Below are 16,000 nucleotides of genomic sequence, written 5' to 3' on the forward strand. Positions count from 1 at the left end.
CGCCTCAGGCTGTGGGAGTCGAAGCTGCGGCAACGTCCTTCACTGGAAAGCTCGGATATTCGCCGGCCTCCCACCGCCGGATCATTCCGTCCGCGACGACCTGTGCGAACTCACGCCGCCCTGGCAGCGGCAGCTTCTGACCCGCAAGCATCGCGCGGGCGTCCTCCCAGGATTTCCGCCATGCTCCTGCATCAACCACGGCAGAACCGGGGTCCGCCTTGCTGCGTACGCGGATATTCGGGAACCACGGCCGATCGGTCGGTTGATGCGCCGGGTAGTAGCGGAAGTCGAAGCTCCAGCGCACCTGTGCCGTCTTGTTCAACCTGGAGCCATGCGGCGCCTTCTTGTCCAACAGCACGATATCGCCGAACTTGACCGGCAACGGGATGCTCTTCCTCTCAAGACGATCGATCAGCGCAGCGTCCATCGGCCAAGGCAGCAACGAGTCGTCATTATGTTCGCCCCCCACGACAGCCAAGCATCCGTTCTCCTCGTCGACATCAGTCGTCGGAATCCAGACCGTCAGCACGGTCGTGTCGTTCGACTGCGGGAGCTGGCCCATCGCGTCCTGGTGCCAGAGGGTCGGCGCGTAGATCGTCTCGCCCTTCCGGCCGCCGAACTGCTGGACCTCCCGCGCCGGCAGCTTGATCCGGCAATGCTGATTCGGGCTTGCATTGATCTCGGATCCGAGGATGCACTCGACCACATCCAGCACCTTCGGATTCTGGACCAGCGACAACACGCCGGGGCCGACATGAAACTCGCTGTCATCCTGGATGAACGAGAACGGCATGTGCGGCAACGTGATATCGAGCTCGGCAAGCAGCGTAAGCGGAAACCCCGGAAGCTCGACCAGCCGCCTGAGGTGTTCCTGGAACGGCAGCCCGCCATGATCCTCACCGCCCGAGAACAGTCCTTTTGCGCGCCACGTCCTGACCCGCTCCCGCAACAACTCGTCGTACTCACGTCTCACGGGAACGAAATCCGCCTCGTCCAGAACACCTCGGACGACCAGATATCCCTGCTCCTGGAAGCGAGCGACGTCGGCTGCGTCGAGCGCCGGCATGCGCAAACCTGATACGGTCATGGTGGCCAACTCCATCTATGGATCGATTCACGTCGATGACGGAATGAACGAGCCTGCCCCGTCGAGCAGCATGCCAATATCGCGAAGGATCTTCAGCCCCGAGGCGTCGCGCTGCAGCCAGTGATGCTTGACCTGCGCCGAAGCCACTCCACCGCTGATCCTGTGCTCGGCAAGCCTGGTGAAGGCGCCGGGGACCAGCTTGACTATCGTCAGCGGCGCCAGTCGGCCGCTGGACAGCTTGTCGCCGTATTCCAGATTGACCCTGCCGAGCGCCGCATCGATGCGCGTTGCCAGTGTCGCCTGCATCAGCTCGAGCTTCGGCGACCACTCGAGCGCGACAGCGTAGTGAGGCGGCGTGCCCCAGACCGGGAAGCAGCAGAAGTTCGGCGTCTCGGCCGACCCAGATTCGATCGTACGCGACACCGCCGAGAACACATCAGCTTCGGTCAGCTTTTCGCCGGTGAACGAACTACATGCGCCGCTTCTTCCGACGAACTCGAGCCTCGGCACCGCCCCAACCCAGCCCACAACGCGATACACATCGCCGACGTCATACCGATAGAGACCGTTGGCCTGGGTCATCACGAGCCTGTAGCAGCGCCCGAACTCCAGCTCCTCGAAAGTCAGCGTTTCGGCACTTTCCGATGGCGCGACGTTTTCCAGAATATCGTCGACCGGAACGAACTCGTAGAGTCCCTGGGTCACGGCGAGAGGGCCGGCACTGCGGTGCATGTCGACCGGCAGCGTGACGATGCCTTCGGTACCCGTCGTGCTGAAGGGAAGCCGCGTAGCATCGGGGATCAGGCGATCGAGCCAATTCTCGTAGAGCTGCGCTGACGCGCTGTTCCAGCAGACGATGAGCGACAGATTGGGCCAGAGATCAGAGAGAAGCAATTCACCGCCGCGCAATTTGAGCTGCCCTTCCAGGCGTCGCGCGAGGTCCTGACCGCCCGGAGCCGAGGCGCTGCCCCTGACGTCGCGGATCAGCCGCGTTGCAAATTGCCGCAGCGTCTCCGCCAACATGATGATCTTGCTCGGGTTCACCGAAACGATCAGCCGCACGTCACAGAATGCCTGCATGCGCAGCCGCTGGTAGAGCCGCTCGGCATACCCGTCGGGATCGCTCTCGCATGAGAACCAGGGCGCGCCGTACCATGGCGGCAACCAGTCGGACTCCCCGAGCGGCTCCGGCCGCTGTGTAATGCTGTAGACGGGAAATCCCTGAATGCTCTGCCTCGCGGTCTGCGGCTCCCATGACAGATCCAGCACGTTCTCGACCTTCGGCGTATCCAGCCGGAGCAGCCTGAAATAGAGGCCCCATTGCGCGTAAAGCGCCGGTCCGCGATAGGCGAGCCGCCAATGCCGTGTCGTCGGGACCAGCTTTTCTTGGCCGGTGGTTCCTGACGTCTTCAGAAACGCATAGGGATCGTCCCGCGTAAGTACCTTTCGCTCCCGGGAAAGCTGTCGATCGATATAGCCCCTGAGCTGACCGTAACTGCGGATCGGCACTGCCCGCCTGAATTCATCGAAGCTGCACACGCCCGCGAGCGCGTGCTCCCGCTCGAATGCCGTTCCAGTCAGTTCGCGCAACACATCGTGGAAGACCGTCCCAACAGTCGCATGCGGAGATTGACAGATCAGGCGCTGGCGATCGAGCGCCGCCTCGCTCTGCGCGCAAAAGCGGGCCATGCGGCTCACGTCGTCGGCGCCGCCTCCGACGACGCTCGTCGTTCGGACGCCAGCCGTTCCACCATGCTGGATGCGGGAAACACGACTCTGTTCTGTGGAAAGGTCCTGCATGATGTCCGACCTATCTTCATTTGTAGATCATCGACGTCTCGCAGGGATTGATACTGACGGCTCGCGCAAAGCGTCAATTTAGATTTCCTGTCCCGGTTCTAGAAATTCTAAAACGACGTTCACTTCGGAGTTTGGCAATGTCTTGGTCTCAGCGGATCGGACGGATGCAATGATACAGTTGATGGACGTCTACGCGATTGCGATGCCGATGCACCGGGTCTTCGTTCATGCAACCATGGCGCGCCACGAGAGCGATGGCATTCTGGTCTGCGTCGATGTCGATGGCGTAACCGGCTATGGCGAAGCAGCCCCTCGTCCTTACGTCACGGGCGAAACCACCGGGACCGTTCTGAAGGCCCTCGCCTCTTGCGCATTGAACGAACTCGATGCGCTGATCGACTGGCGTTCGCTTCAGGCCGTCGTCGCAAGCCTGAAGGATCTGGCGCTGCCGAAGATGCTGTCCGTCGATGGTCGGCTGTCGCCCGCTGCGGCCTGCGCCTTGGAGATGGCCCTTCTTGACGTGGCCTGCCGACTCCACGGCCGACCAATGGCTTCTGCATTGCACGCCGCAGGCCTCGGCGAAGACATGTTGCGACCCGTGCCTTGCGCCATTTCAGCCGCTCTGGTCGTCGACCTCTCGACCTCTCCAGAGGAGATGGTCGCGCACGAGCTCGCACTGGCGAACGGCATCAAGCACGTCAAGCTGAAAGTCGGAGCGGATGGCGATCAGGCGGTGGAACGCGTGAGACGGTTTCGCGACCTGATTGCGCCATCGATCTCGCTTTCCGTGGATGTGAACGCGGCATGGACTCTGCCACAGGCGATTGCCGCCTGCAGGCAGTTGCAGGGTCTTGGCGTGGCATGGCTCGAGGAACCGCTGCGGCCCAGGGACTGGGCGGGCCTCCGGCAATTGCGCGAGGAGACCGGCATCCCTTTGATGCTGGATGAATCATTCGTGGAAGAGAACGATCTCGCCGCGGCGATCGACCAGCGCGCCTGCGATCTCGTCAATATCCGCGTATCGAAATGTGGTGGCCCACTTCGAGCGGCAGGCCTGGCCGATACGGCGTTTCATTCCGGCCTCGGCTATCAGATCGGCGTCCAGGTTGGCGAACATGGCCCGCTCTGGGCCGCGGGACGCGCGCTCGCGACATCGCTACGTCACGCCAGCGCCTGCGAGGTTGGACGCGCAGACGAATGGTTTCCTCACGACACGACGATCCCTCCCTTCCAGATTGATCGCAAAACCTATCTTGCGCCGCCACTGTCTGGCCACGGGCACGGTCTCGTTCCGGGACCGGCGTTGTGGGCGCACGCAAGGCACGCCTTCTCGCATGTCGCGACAACACCTCGTTCCGCTCTCGTCGAGGCAGAACGGCGCGTTACCACTTGGAACGCTGAGGCTCGGGGATGACGACATCGTCGATCGAACACAAAATGGCCCTCGTCACCGGAGCGGGCGCCGGCATCGGCGCCGAGGTCGCGCGCCGGCTTGCAGATGCAGGAGCACGGCTCCTGCTGGTCGACAAAGACACGGCCGCACTCAACGCCCTCCGCCGTCAGATCGGCGATCACCGTGCCCTGTGCCTGCCGATCGACGTCACCGATATCGCAGCAATCAGCGACGCCATCCAAGGGCTCTCGGATGCCCAGCGTCCGGACATCCTGGTGAATGCCGTCGGAGGCGACGCGAACTCCATCCCGCTTGCGGACCTCGATGAAACTTACCTGGAGACATCGGTGCGGCACAATCTGACGACCGCCTTCACCATGACGCGTCTCTGCGCGCCGGCGATGCGTCGGCGACGGTGGGGTCGCATCGTCAACTTTGCGTCGATCGCCGGCCGCACCTACTCCTACTTCAGCAACGCCGCCTATGTCGCAGCAAAGGCGGCCGTCATCGGGCTGACCAAGCAAACGGCCTATGAGCTTGCGGCCGACGGCGTCTGCGTCAATGCAGTCGCGCACGGCCCGATCGCCACCGACCGCATCCAGGCAGCCTGGGCGAAGCATAGCCCTGAGCGGCGACGAAATATTACCGAACGCATTCCGATCGGGCGACTGGGCACTGTGGATGAGGCAGCTGCCATTGTGATCCATCTGTGTTCGCAGGAGGCGGGTTACACCACCGGGACGGTGATCGACATCAATGGGGGGCTGTTCATATGAACTGGACGACCACGGAACGAACGGCGACGGCCGAGCGGGTCGCCAGCCCATCAGCGGACTACGGGTTAGGCGGCAAGGTCATCATCGTCACCGGCGCCGGCCGAGGCATCGGCCGCGCCGCCGCGCTGGCATTCGCGGCCTGCGGAGCTCGTGTCGTCCTGGCGGGACGACAGATCGGCTCCAGCGATCAGGCGTTGGCCGCGCTCCCGCCGGATCAAACGATGATCGTGCCGACCGACGTGCGGGACGAGCAGAGCGTCACGCGTCTCGTCGACATGACCGTCCGCCGGTTTGGCCGGCTGGACGCTGCGTTCAACAACGCAGGCACGTTCGGCAAATTCGCTCCGCTCCACGAGGACGATCGCGACAATTTCGATCAGGTCGTCGCGACCAATCTGCGCGGAACATGGCTGTGCACCAAGCATGAGATTCGCGCGATGCTGGAGTCGGGCGGCGGCGCGATCGTCAATTGCGCATCGGTCGCGGGGCATATCGGACATGCCCAGAGCGCCATCTACAGCGCAACCAAACATGGCGTCATCGGCCTCAGCAAGTCGGCCGCACTTCAATACGCGCGCCGCGGCATTCGGGTCAACGCGGTGAGCCCCGGCAGCACGGACACGCCGATGCTCAGGAGCATCTACCCGACCGAGGGGCAACTGAGCGCTCGCGGATCACGCGCGCCACTCGGCCGGATCGGACAGCCGGATGAGATTGCACAGGCTGTTCTCTGGCTCTGCTCTCCCATGGCTTCCTATGTGACGGGGCAGACCGTGGTGGTCGATGGCGGCGTCACGGCCGGGCAGGCGTTGGTGGCCGAACGCAAATAACGGCCGGAAGCGCGTATCGATGGAGGAGCAGCGAATGTCAGTCATCCTGGGCAGCGGCGATTTTCGCTACATGGTCACCGAGGGCTGGGGCGAGCTGCCGGACGGCTGGTCTTATGGCGACGTCGCCGCGGTCGGCGTCGACCGGAAGGATCGCGTCTACGTCTTCAACCGCGGCGCGCATCCCGTGATCGTCTATGATCAGGACGGCCGGTTCCTCCGGTCCTGGGGTGAAGGCTTGTTCGCGCGGCCGCATGGGCTGCACATGGGACCGGACGACACGATCTTCCTGACCGACGACGGCGATCATACCATCAGACAGTGCACGTTGGATGGGAAGGTTGTGCTCACGATCGGAATTCCGATGCGGCCGTCGCCCTACATGAGTGGAGAGCCGTTCCATCGGTGTACGCATACGGCTCACGCGCCGAACGGCGACATCTACGTGTCCGACGGCTATGGCAACGCGTGCTGCCACAAATTCTCGCCATCTGGGAAACATCTGATGTCATGGGGCGAATCCGGCAGCGACCCGGGCCAGTTCAACATCGTGCACAACATCTGCTGCGACGCGGAGGGATGGGTCTATGTCGCGGATCGAGAGAACCACCGCATCCAGGTGTTCGATGCGAACGGTCGCTACGAGACTCAATGGAACAACCTTCATCGTCCATGCGGACTTTACATGCCGCCGGGAAAGCAGCAGCTCTGCTACGTCGGAGAGCTCGGCCCCTCGCTTCCCGTCAACAAGAATGCCCCGAATCTCGGACCGCGCGTGACCATCGTCGACAGCCGCGGCGCGACCGTCGTTCGGCTCGGCCATTTGCATGCCGGCGAAGCGCCCGGTCAGTTCATCGCGCCGCATGGTGTGGCCGTCGATTCCCACGGAGACATCTATGTTGCCGAAGTGTCCAATGCGGTCTGGCCGTCCATCAAGCCGCCGCTCGAGCCGCCGCGGGAGCTGCGCTGCCTGCAGAAGCTGACCAGGCTTGCCTCGGCGCCTGCTTGAGGCCGCGGTCTGGATCTCATCTCATCCCGTCACGGATCATGTACCCGGCGCCGCGGATGGTATGGAGCAGCGGGCGATCGAAGCCCTTGTCGATCTTGGAGCGCAGCCGCGAGATGTGGACGTCGATCACGTTGGTCTGCGGGTCGAAGTGATAGTCCCAGACGTTTTCCAACAGCATCGTGCGCGTCACCACCTGGCCGGCATGCTTCATCAGATATTCGAGCAGGCGGAATTCGCGCGGCTGCAAGGTCAGCTCGTCCTTGCCGCGGGCGACGCGATGGGAGAGACGGTCGAGCTCGAGATCGCCGACCTTGTAGGTCGTCTCCTCGGCGGGACCGCCATGGCGGCGCGACAGCACCTCGACGCGGGCGAGCAGCTCGGCGAAGGCATAGGGTTTCGGCAGATAATCGTCGCCGCCGGCGCGCAGGCCCTTGATGCGGTCATCGACCTGGCCGAGCGCGGACAGAATGAGAACCGGGGTGCGGTTGCCCCTGTCGCGCAACAGGCCGATCAGCGACAGGCCGTCGCGCTTCGGCAGCATGCGGTCGACCACCAGCACGTCGTAATCGCCGCTCTCGGCCATCGACAGGCCCTCCTCGCCATCGCTGGCGAGATCGGCGACATGGCCGACCTCGCGGAACGCCTTGACGAGATAGTCGGCGGACTCGCGGTCGTCTTCGATGATCAGGAGGCGCATTTCGGAAACGGGGGCGGTCACGGTTCGATGTCCATCTACATGGCGCGGCCGCGGTTTCCGCGCAAGGCGGACCGCACCAGGGGGGTTAACGGAGCGCGCAAGCCTGGCTGGTAAGGTGGGCGGTGAAGCTGGGGGACTTCACCGCCCGAGTTCCTTCCGACGGAGGGGGGCGTTGTCCAACGGAAGGTGTAATGGGAGCAGGACTTCGCCCGCCCCCAGGAAGGACCGCCGACGCGGGGGCAACGTGCCGGCGACCCTCCCATCTCGTGAAACCTCCGGCTCAGCCCTTGCTCAGCCCTTGGCCAGCGGCACCGCGACGAAGCGCGACTGGCCGCCGCTCTTCACCCGCATCAGCACGCTGTTCTTGTTGTCGGACTTGGCCGCATTGATGGCGTCGCGCACATCACCGGCCGAAGCGACGGTCTTGCCGGCGACTTCGAGGATCACGTCGCCTTCCTTGAAGCCGCGATCGGCCGCCGCACTCTTCGGATCGACCTCGGTGACGACGACGCCATCCTTGCCGGCACCGGCCACGCTGGAGGCCGGCGCGACGGTCATGCCGAGCTTCGGCACGTCGGCGCCGCGGGTCGGGCTGGCACTGTCGCCGCCGGTGTCGGCCTTGGCTTCCACCGTGTTGGGCAGCTTGCCGAGCGTCAGGTTGATGGCCTTCTCCTGGCCCTTGTGCAGGACGTTGAGCTTGACCGAGGCCCCGGGCGCGAGGCCGCCGATGGTGCGGGCGAGCTCGCGCGCGTCCTTCACCGCCTCGCCATTGACCGAGGTGATGACGTCACCGGATTCGATGCCTGCCTTGGCGGCCGGACCGTTGGCCTGCGGCTCGGCGACCAGCGCGCCTTCGGCCTTCTTCATGCCGAGGCTGTCGGCGATGTCCTGCGTGACCGGCTGGATCTGCACGCCGATCCAGCCACGGCTGACCGAGCCGCTGTCCTTGAGCTGCGCGATCACGGTCTTGACGGTCGAGGCGGGAATCGAGAACGCGATGCCGACGCTGCCGCCGGAGGGCGAATAGATCGCGGTGTTGACGCCGACGACGTTGCCGTCAACGTCGAACGCGGGCCCGCCGGAGTTGCCCTTGTTCACGGGCGCATCGATCTGGATGAAATCGTCATACGGGCCGTTGCCGATGTCGCGGCCGACGGCCGAGACGATGCCCGCGGTCACGGTGCCGCCGAGGCCGAACGGATTGCCGACCGCCAGCACCCAGTCGCCGATGCGCGGCTTGCCGTCGGCGAGCTTGGCGAACGGGAAGTTCGAGCTGCCCTCGACCTTGATCAGCGCCAGATCCGTGCGCTGGTCGGTGCCGATCACCTTGGCGCTGTAGGTCTTGCCGTCGTCGGTCGTCACCTCGACCTTGTTGGCGCCGTCGACCACGTGGTTGTTGGTCACGGCATAGCCGTCGGCGGAGATGAAGAAGCCGGAGCCCTGCCCGGTCACGGCACGGCCGCCGCGGCCGCCACGCCCGCCCGGCATTCCGGGCATGCCGTTCTCACCGCCGAAGCGGCGGAAGAAGCGCTCCATCGGCGAGCCCGGCTGGAACGGCGTATCCTCGTCGGCGCTGTCGTCCTTGGCGACCTTCTCCTGGATGTTGACCTTGACCGAGATCACCGACGGCTTCACCCGCTCAACGATGTCGGCAAAGCCGACGGGGCGCGCGACCTTGCTGACCTCATTGGCGACCTGCGCATGCGCCGGGGTCGCAAACAGATCGAGCGGCGCGTTCGAGGGGCTGAGGCCATAGGCGGCGACACCGAGGCCCGCGACGACGGAGGCCATCAGCGCGAACTTGCGCGCCGAGAACAGGCCGCGGCGCGACGGGCGATAGGACGGAAGGGAAGACAGGTCGGTCGGACGGTCAGTCATACGGTTTTCTCCGCAAGCGATTTTGGTCAAGATGAAACTCGGTCCCGGGCTGTGCGCCCCGTTCGGCAGTGAACATGGTCCCTGCCGCCTTACGGCGCGCTGGCTGCGGCGTTAAACTTTTGTAATAGATGGACATCGGGACTGTGGCGGAATGGCGCAGATGGTGGGCCACAGGCAAAAATCCCTTCCTTTTCAGCCGCTTGCCGAAGTCCCTTGAGGCCGCAAGACCGCCATCAATGTGGCCGGCCCGACCAAAGTCGCATAGCGCCCCGCCCTCGCTCCGTATGCGCCCCACCCTCACTCCGTAGGGCGGGTTAGCCGCAGGCGTAACCCGCCGCCGCTCCACCGCCCGGCCACCACGGCCGATGATGCTCGCGCCCATCCGCCCTCCCGTCGCGGCTGCGCCTGGGCAGCCCGCATGAGCGAAGCGACATGCGGGAATCACCGCCGTTGTCGCTCTCGCACAAGCTCCCGCCCCATCCTCAACTGTCATTCCCCGCGAAAGCGGGGAATCCAGTACGCCGCGCCTCCCGGCTCAGCAATCACCGCCTCGGCGTACTGGATCCTCCGCCTTCACGGAGGATGACCGTGTCTTTGGGGCGAGGCTGCCCGTCCCAATCTCCGTCATTGCGAGCGCAGCGAAGCAATCCAGGATCTTTCCGCGGAGGGACTCTGGATTGCTTCGCTGCGCTCGCAATGACACGCGGTGAGATCACGATCCAAACTATCAAACAGCCCTGGGGATAAGCATCATCGCTCTCGCGACGCATTTCGCGCCCGAGTCATGCCCTTGAACTCGCACCCTCACAGCGAGGGCACAGGGAAGGCCGGGCGCTGGCCGCGCCCGTGGCCCGCCTGCGTAAAAAAATGCAGGCGGCAGGTACCACAGGTCTGGCCGAACACGCCCGGCCCTCCCTGTGCGATGGTGTTAACGCTTATACGTGATCTCCCCGGGGACCGGCTGTCTTGCCCCCGCGACCGGCGGATCATCACCACCGGCTTGGCCGCAGCGTCGGGCGACCAGGACCACACGATTTCACGTCCGCACACCGCCGTTCGTCGGCGAAGCCAAAGCCCCGCTGCGGCAGCCCGCGTCCATCGCATTCCGAAACCCGCGTCCGTGACGATCGCGATACGCTCCCTCAGCGGAACGGAACGGGGGCGAACATACGGGTGATTTGGGTGGGGAGGCAAGAGGATTTTTGATTTTCGGAATCTATGGACAGTTCAACGAATATAATGATCTTCGCGCGACGCGTACATGTTACACTTAGCGGGTGCCTCAAGACGGAAAGTTAGCCGCAACGGCCATAGGCAGTGACGGAGCTATCTCGCATGAGCGAAGCTTCTAACGGTACAGAAGCGTCAAACATTCAGTTCTTGCTGGAAGGCGAACTCGAGGAAATCAGCTTCAACCCAGAGCTTCCCGGAGGTCTACACTTCACGGATGAAAGCACGGGAATAAAGATCAAGCTTTTCCCACGGAACCCAGCAATCGACCCTTTTAGACCATTGGTGTTTCAAGCCGAGACGAGCGCCCCGGCCTCTCATAGCGCAAAGAGATTTATTACTTCGCTCGGCGCTCGCAAGTTTGAAACGTACGACCGAATGCCAATAACGCTTCCATATCATCGTGGCGAGAGAACCCTTATCGACGCGCATGGAAATCTATCTGAAGGATTCGGTGTACCTTTTGAACTTTATCCGCCCGAGGTTCAGAACCTTTTTGAGTCAGTAAAGTCGACGCTATCGAGCAAGGCCGAAAGGTTCGTTCGACTTCTTCGATGGCAGCAAAGCATCGACGGGCCGCACTGGATCTTTTCCAGATCTCATTCATCACTCTATTGGAGCACTGAGGGAGGCTCCTACCATCTCGTGCGTGCTCGCGCCCAGGAAAAGACATTCGAGGGTCCCGCGGGAATCGAGTGGAAAGAGGAAGACCAAGCCGACTTGAAGAGTGCATGGGACAACGGGACCGCGGAGGAAGGGATTGCGCACGAGCTACTTAGGGAAGCAAGGGCATTGCGAGGCAATTCGCCGCGAAGCGCTTATATAGTCGCGATTTCTGCGCTTGAAGTCGGCGTTAAAACATATCTCGGCAATCTTTCGCCCGAGATGCAATGGCTACTGGCCGAACTCCCATCGCCTCCCATCCATAAAATTCTAAGATCCTATATTCCTGAGCTTCATGCTAGCCGCGGACGGCCAGTAAACTATTGGGATAAGCTAAAGCCAGTCTTCAAGAGAGTGGAGCAATACGCAACCACTCGAAACAAACTTATCCATACGGGGGCGATCGAAATCAAACCTGACGACCTGACTTCTTGTTTAAATGACGTGTCAGACATCTTGTACCTATTTGATTATCTCCACGGATACGAATGGGCCAAGCACAACCTCAGTCACAAGCTACTCAGCACACTCGGCTGGCCCGCATCGCGGCGCAAACGGACAATCATCAAATGGCTTGCTAATCCCATATGACGACTGCGAGTTAAGCCCGTAGCCCGGATGAGCGCCGCGACATCCGGGGCCATCTCTAAAGCTCATGTGAACCCGGATGTCGCTGCGCTCATCAGGGCTACGGGGACAGCCCGCCCCATGGGCAGTACGTAGGGCGGCTTAGCCGGAGGCGTAAGCCGCCGCTCGTGCTCGGGTAGAGATGGCGGATTACGCTGCGCTAATCCGCCCTACGCGTCGCTGGCCGGGCAACACATCGCCCCCCTCACGCCGCCTGCAATGACCCCAAGAACCGGCTCACCTCCCTCTTCAGCCGCCCGCTTTCCGCTGACAGCGACCTTGCCGCCGTCAGTACCTGGGAGGACGCCGAGCCGGTCTCCGACGCGCCGCGTTGCACGTCGTCGATGTTGCGGGAGACGCGCTGGGTGCCGCTGGCGGCGTGCTGGACGTTGCGGGAGATTTCCTGGGTCGCGGCGCCCTGCTCCTCGACTGCGGCGGAGACCGCCGCCGCAATCTCCGACAGCCGGCCGATGGTGCTGCCGATCTCCTTGATCGAGCCGACCGACTCCTCGGTGGCGGCCTGGATGCCGGAGACCTGCTGGGCGATCTCGCCGGTGGCCTTTGCGGTCTGCTCGGCGAGCGCCTTGACCTCGGCGGCGACGACCGCGAAGCCGCGGCCGGCCTCGCCGGCGCGCGCCGCCTCGATGGTGGCGTTCAGGGCGAGCAGATTGGTCTGGCCGGCAATGTTGCTGATCAGCTCGAGCACGTCGCCGATGCGCGCGGCCGCCTTCGACAAGGTGCCGACGCGCTCATTGGTGCGGTTGGCCTGCGTCACCGCCTCGCCGGCGATGCGCGCGGATTCCTGCACCTGGCGGGAAATTTCGCTCACCGAGGACGACAGCTGTTCGGCCGCGGAGGCGACCGTCTGCACGTTGGACGACGCCTCCTGCGACGCGGCAGCCACTTCGGTCGACAGGTCCTGGGCGCGCGAGGCCGTGCTGGTCAAGGTGCCGGCGGAAGCTTCGAGCTCGCTCGAAGCGTGGGACACCGCATCGACGATCTCGCCGACCGCCTGCTCGAACTGACGGGCGAGCTTGGCCATATCGGCCTTGCGCTGTCCCGCCTGCCGCGCCTCGGCGTCGGTCTGCTCGGCGCGCAGCCGCTCGGTCTCGACCATGTTGTCCTTGAACACCTGGATCGCCGTCGCCATGGCGCCGATCTCGTCGTGCTGGCCGCGTCCGGGAATTTCCACCGCAACATCGCCGCTCGCGAGCGATCCCATCGCTGTTGTCATCGACGCCAGCGGACCGACGATGCCGCGGGCGATCAGGAAGGCGACCAGGCAGCCGAACAGGATGGCGGCGGCGCCGACCTTGATCTGCAGCGAGGTCGTGCTCGCGATGGCGCTCTCGGCCGTCGCGCGCGAGGCGTGATACTCGGCATTCACGTTTGCTTCCGCGGCCTTGAGCGTGTCGATGCTCCCTGCGATCAGCGGCTCGATGGCGTTGGCGTAGATGTCCTCGGACTTGAGCGCCGCGGCAGCGGTCGCCTCGAACGCGTTCTTGTTGAGCTCCAGCGAGGCCTTCACCGGCGCGATCGCCGACTGCACGTTGGCCGGCGGCGTCGCGCTCTCCAGCGCGGCCAGCCGCTGCTCGACATTGTCGACGCCAGCGCGGAAGGCAGAGGCCGACTTGGTGTCGCGCAGCGCCAGGAAACGCCAGGTCGCGATGCGGACGAGCTGGAGCCGGGAGTCGATGTCCGCGACCGCGGTCATGATCTCGGGCTCCTTGGAGCTGCGCGCCGCGATCGAGAGTTTTGCGGTCTTGGCGGCGAGATCCTCGCCACCCGGCAGCAGCGCCGCCCGGCCCGTCTTGATCTGCTTGACGGCGTCCTGCAGCGCGTCGCGCTGCGTCTTCATCCGGGCGATGTTGCCGGCGAGATCGTTATAGAGCTTGCGCCGCTCCGCGGAGAGCGGGTCCTTCGTGGCCGCCTGCAGCAGCTCGGTCGCCGCGCTCTCGCGGTCCGCGGCCTCCTTGAGGGCCGGCTCGTTCGCGTCATGGATATAGCGCAAATTGGCGCGCTGGATCGCCTGCAGGTGATTGGAGATCTGCAGGATCCGCGCGGTGCTGTCGGACAGTGCCGACATGCTGGCGACCTGGTCGCGCACGGCCCACAGATTCCACACCGCCACGGCGGCCATGATCACGCTCACCGCCACGAGCGCGGCAAAGCCGGCGTAGAGACGCCCTCTGATCTTCAAACGGAAGCTCATCATTTTCCCTGTCCGCCCCTCCCCCAAAGAGCGGCAGGCGGGCGAGCCGATATCGCCACGCACCTGCCTTGCAACATCGGCCGCCTGGTCCGGCGACTCGCAGCTGCGCATCTGCACGATGAGGGATATTTGCTAATGCCGGGTTAGAGAGTACCGCGGGCGACGCGCGCCGTTGGCCCTGACGCCGTGACGCAAGCTCGCGCGGCCCTTCTCAAATGTCGTTCCCCGCGAAGGCGGGGAACCCAGTATGCCGCGGCCTCTCGATCGATAGATTGCTAGCTGCGGCATGGGTAGACCGAGTCCCAGGAGACGGTCGCGATTCATCGAGAGGTCGCGGCGTACTGGATCCCCGCCTTCGCGGAGATGACCGCTGTGCGTATGGCGCGCGTGCGCCGCCTGATCAGCTCGCCTTCACGCTGATGATGAACGCATCCACCTCGCGCTTCAGCGTCTCGGCCTGCTGCGACAGCTCGCCGGCGGCGTCGCGGGCGTCGTTGGCCATGCGGCCGGTCTCGGCCGAGGTCGAGGTGATCTGGGCGATGTGGTTGGAGACGTCGAGCGTGCCGCGGGCGGCTTCCTGGACGCTCTTGGAGATGTCCTGGGTGGCGTTGCGCTGCTGCGAGGTGTCGACCTCGATACCGGACATGATGGCGCTGATCTCGCTCAAGGTCGTCGAGATGCCGTCGATGGCGCCGCGGGTCTCCGCCGTGATGCCCTGGATGCTGGCGACGTGGGCCGAGATCTCGTCGGTCGCCTTGCTGGTCTGGTTGGCGAGGTTCTTCACCTCGGAGGCGACCACCGAAAAACCCCTGCCGGCCTCGCCGGCGCGCGCGGCCTCGATGGTGGCGTTCAGCGCCAGCAGGTTGGTCTGCGAGGCGATCGCCTGCACCAGCTGCACGACGGCGCCGATCTTCTCGGCGGCATCCGACAGCGCGTGAATGGTGTTCTTGCTCTTCTCGGCCTGCGACGCCGCGCCCTCGGCGCGCTGGGTGGCGTCGGAGACGCGGCGGCTGATGGTCCCGATCGAGCTCGTCATCTCCTCGGTCGAGCCGGCCACGGTCTGGACGCTGCGATTGGCGTGGTTGGCCGCGGCCTCGACCGCATTGGCCTTGGTCGTGGTGTCATTGGCGGCGCCTGACAAGGTCTCGGCATTGCTCTTCAGCCGGATGGCCGAGGACGCCACGCTGCCGACGACGTTGGCCACGAGCTCGTTGAAGCTCTGGATGCGGCCGTCGAGATAGCGCGAGCGCTCGCCCTGGCGCTGCGCTTCCTGCAATTCGCGCTCCGTGAGGCGCTGGCGCTCGAGGCCGTTGGTCTTGAACACTTCCAGCGCGCCGGCGAGCTGGCCGATCTCGTTGGACAGGCCGAGGCCGGGAATGCGGATGTCGTATTTCTGATCGGCGACGTCGCGCATGGCCTGGACCATCGAGGCGAGCGGGCGCAGGATGCCGTTCTGCACGGCGGAATAGGTCATCAGGCAGACGGCGCTGGCGAACACGGCGATCGCGACGCAGGCCATCAGGAAGTAGGAGAACGCCGACTGCGCCTGCTGATAGATCAGCATGGCATGATCGCGGGCCGGGCCACTGAGGGTCGCGAAATCAGACGACAGGCTGGTGATCTGGTTGTTGAGATAGAGCACCGCGATGAAGCCGGTGCCGCCGCCGATCGCCAACAGCATCAGAAGCGAGGCGACGACGCCTCCGACCAGGAAGCGGATCGTCAGATTGCTGTTTGAGAACATCGAGTTTACCCGGACGCGTCAGACGAAGGTTCGCGCCAGCCTTTCAGACAAAGGTAA

At 64.2% G+C, this 16,000-nt stretch carries 11 protein-coding genes; 5 read left to right on the forward strand and 6 right to left on the reverse strand.

The annotated features are described in order from the left end of the window. Nucleotides 1-4: 4 nt before the first annotated feature. Both LQG66_RS10655 and LQG66_RS10660 read right to left on the reverse strand, forming a co-directional pair. A complete protein-coding gene (locus LQG66_RS10655) occupies nucleotides 5-1,087 on the reverse strand; it encodes a phytanoyl-CoA dioxygenase family protein (protein ID WP_231326179.1) in 1,083 nt (360 codons plus the stop codon). A gap of 27 nt (nucleotides 1,088-1,114) precedes the next feature. Continuing rightward, nucleotides 1,115-2,776, reverse strand: coding sequence for a GH3 auxin-responsive promoter family protein (locus LQG66_RS10660; RefSeq protein WP_231326180.1), 1,662 nt, complete (start codon nucleotides 2,774-2,776; stop codon nucleotides 1,115-1,117). Between the two features lie 280 nt (nucleotides 2,777-3,056). On the opposite strand from LQG66_RS10660, the gene LQG66_RS10665 reads away from it, so the two are divergent. Genes LQG66_RS10665 through LQG66_RS10680 form a run of 4 tightly spaced genes read left to right on the forward strand, consistent with a single transcriptional unit; the run spans nucleotide 3,057 to nucleotide 6,892 of the window. Beyond that, the gene (locus LQG66_RS10665) at nucleotides 3,057-4,301 is read left to right on the forward strand and encodes an enolase C-terminal domain-like protein (protein WP_231326181.1); all 1,245 of its coding nucleotides are present in this window, start codon (nucleotides 3,057-3,059) and stop codon (nucleotides 4,299-4,301) included. Further along, nucleotides 4,298-5,056: an SDR family NAD(P)-dependent oxidoreductase gene (locus LQG66_RS10670; RefSeq protein WP_231326182.1), complete on the forward strand. Its 759-nt coding sequence runs from the start codon at nucleotides 4,298-4,300 to the stop codon at nucleotides 5,054-5,056. The genes LQG66_RS10665 and LQG66_RS10670 overlap by 4 nt, the downstream gene beginning before the upstream one ends. Beyond that, a complete protein-coding gene (locus tag LQG66_RS10675; RefSeq protein WP_231326183.1) occupies nucleotides 5,053-5,886 on the forward strand; it encodes an SDR family NAD(P)-dependent oxidoreductase in 834 nt (277 codons plus the stop codon). Before LQG66_RS10670 ends, LQG66_RS10675 begins: the two co-directional genes overlap by 4 nt. A 34-nt stretch (nucleotides 5,887-5,920) precedes the next feature. Continuing rightward, nucleotides 5,921-6,892, forward strand: coding sequence for a peptidyl-alpha-hydroxyglycine alpha-amidating lyase family protein (locus LQG66_RS10680; protein ID WP_231326184.1), 972 nt, complete (start codon nucleotides 5,921-5,923; stop codon nucleotides 6,890-6,892). A 16-nt stretch (nucleotides 6,893-6,908) separates the two neighbouring features. Here LQG66_RS10680 and LQG66_RS10685 read toward each other — a convergent pair whose 3' ends face one another. Together LQG66_RS10685 and LQG66_RS10690 are read right to left on the reverse strand one after the other, a co-directional pair. Then, on the reverse strand, nucleotides 6,909-7,589 hold the full coding sequence (locus LQG66_RS10685; RefSeq protein ID WP_231327742.1) for a response regulator transcription factor: 681 nt from the start codon (nucleotides 7,587-7,589) through the stop codon (nucleotides 6,909-6,911). A 291-nt stretch (nucleotides 7,590-7,880) separates the two neighbouring features. After that, nucleotides 7,881-9,467, reverse strand: a complete 1,587-nt coding sequence (locus LQG66_RS10690; protein ID WP_231326185.1) for a Do family serine endopeptidase — start codon at nucleotides 9,465-9,467, stop codon at nucleotides 7,881-7,883. 1,335 nt (nucleotides 9,468-10,802) lie between these two features. Between LQG66_RS10690 and LQG66_RS10695 the strand changes: the two genes are divergently transcribed. Then, a complete protein-coding gene (locus LQG66_RS10695) occupies nucleotides 10,803-11,951 on the forward strand; it encodes a hypothetical protein (RefSeq protein ID WP_231326186.1) in 1,149 nt (382 codons plus the stop codon). A gap of 241 nt (nucleotides 11,952-12,192) precedes the next feature. Here the strand turns inward: LQG66_RS10695 and LQG66_RS10700 are convergent, their stop codons facing one another. Together LQG66_RS10700 and LQG66_RS10705 are read right to left on the reverse strand one after the other, a co-directional pair. After that, nucleotides 12,193-14,202 (reverse strand): HAMP domain-containing methyl-accepting chemotaxis protein, encoded by a 2,010-nt coding sequence (locus LQG66_RS10700; RefSeq protein ID WP_231326187.1) that lies wholly within the window; start codon nucleotides 14,200-14,202, stop codon nucleotides 12,193-12,195. A 397-nt stretch (nucleotides 14,203-14,599) separates the two neighbouring features. Further along, entirely contained in the window at nucleotides 14,600-15,943 is a 1,344-nt protein-coding gene (locus tag LQG66_RS10705) for a methyl-accepting chemotaxis protein (protein ID WP_231326188.1), read from the reverse strand. Nucleotides 15,944-16,000 lie beyond the last annotated feature (57 nt).

The sequence above is a fragment of the Bradyrhizobium ontarionense genome (genome assembly GCF_021088345.1).
Lineage (GTDB): Bacteria > Pseudomonadota > Alphaproteobacteria > Rhizobiales > Xanthobacteraceae > Bradyrhizobium > Bradyrhizobium ontarionense.

What these genes read in the sequence shown, in the direction of transcription:
- LQG66_RS10655 (WP_231326179.1), bottom strand. Translation starts at nt 1,087, where the DNA reads ATGACCGTATCAGGTTTGCGCATGCCGGCGCTCGACGCAGCCGACGTC.
- LQG66_RS10660 (WP_231326180.1), bottom strand. Translation starts at nt 2,776, where the DNA reads ATGGCCCGCTTTTGCGCGCAGAGCGAGGCGGCGCTCGATCGCCAGCGC.
- LQG66_RS10665 (WP_231326181.1), top strand. Translation starts at nt 3,057, where the DNA reads ATGATACAGTTGATGGACGTCTACGCGATTGCGATGCCGATGCACCGG.
- LQG66_RS10670 (WP_231326182.1), top strand. Translation starts at nt 4,298, where the DNA reads ATGACGACATCGTCGATCGAACACAAAATGGCCCTCGTCACCGGAGCG.
- LQG66_RS10675 (WP_231326183.1), top strand. Translation starts at nt 5,053, where the DNA reads ATGAACTGGACGACCACGGAACGAACGGCGACGGCCGAGCGGGTCGCC.
- LQG66_RS10680 (WP_231326184.1), top strand. Translation starts at nt 5,921, where the DNA reads ATGTCAGTCATCCTGGGCAGCGGCGATTTTCGCTACATGGTCACCGAG.
- LQG66_RS10685 (WP_231327742.1), bottom strand. Translation starts at nt 7,589, where the DNA reads ATGCGCCTCCTGATCATCGAAGACGACCGCGAGTCCGCCGACTATCTC.
- LQG66_RS10690 (WP_231326185.1), bottom strand. Translation starts at nt 9,467, where the DNA reads ATGACTGACCGTCCGACCGACCTGTCTTCCCTTCCGTCCTATCGCCCG.
- LQG66_RS10695 (WP_231326186.1), top strand. Translation starts at nt 10,803, where the DNA reads ATGAGCGAAGCTTCTAACGGTACAGAAGCGTCAAACATTCAGTTCTTG.
- LQG66_RS10700 (WP_231326187.1), bottom strand. Translation starts at nt 14,202, where the DNA reads ATGATGAGCTTCCGTTTGAAGATCAGAGGGCGTCTCTACGCCGGCTTT.
- LQG66_RS10705 (WP_231326188.1), bottom strand. Translation starts at nt 15,943, where the DNA reads ATGTTCTCAAACAGCAATCTGACGATCCGCTTCCTGGTCGGAGGCGTC.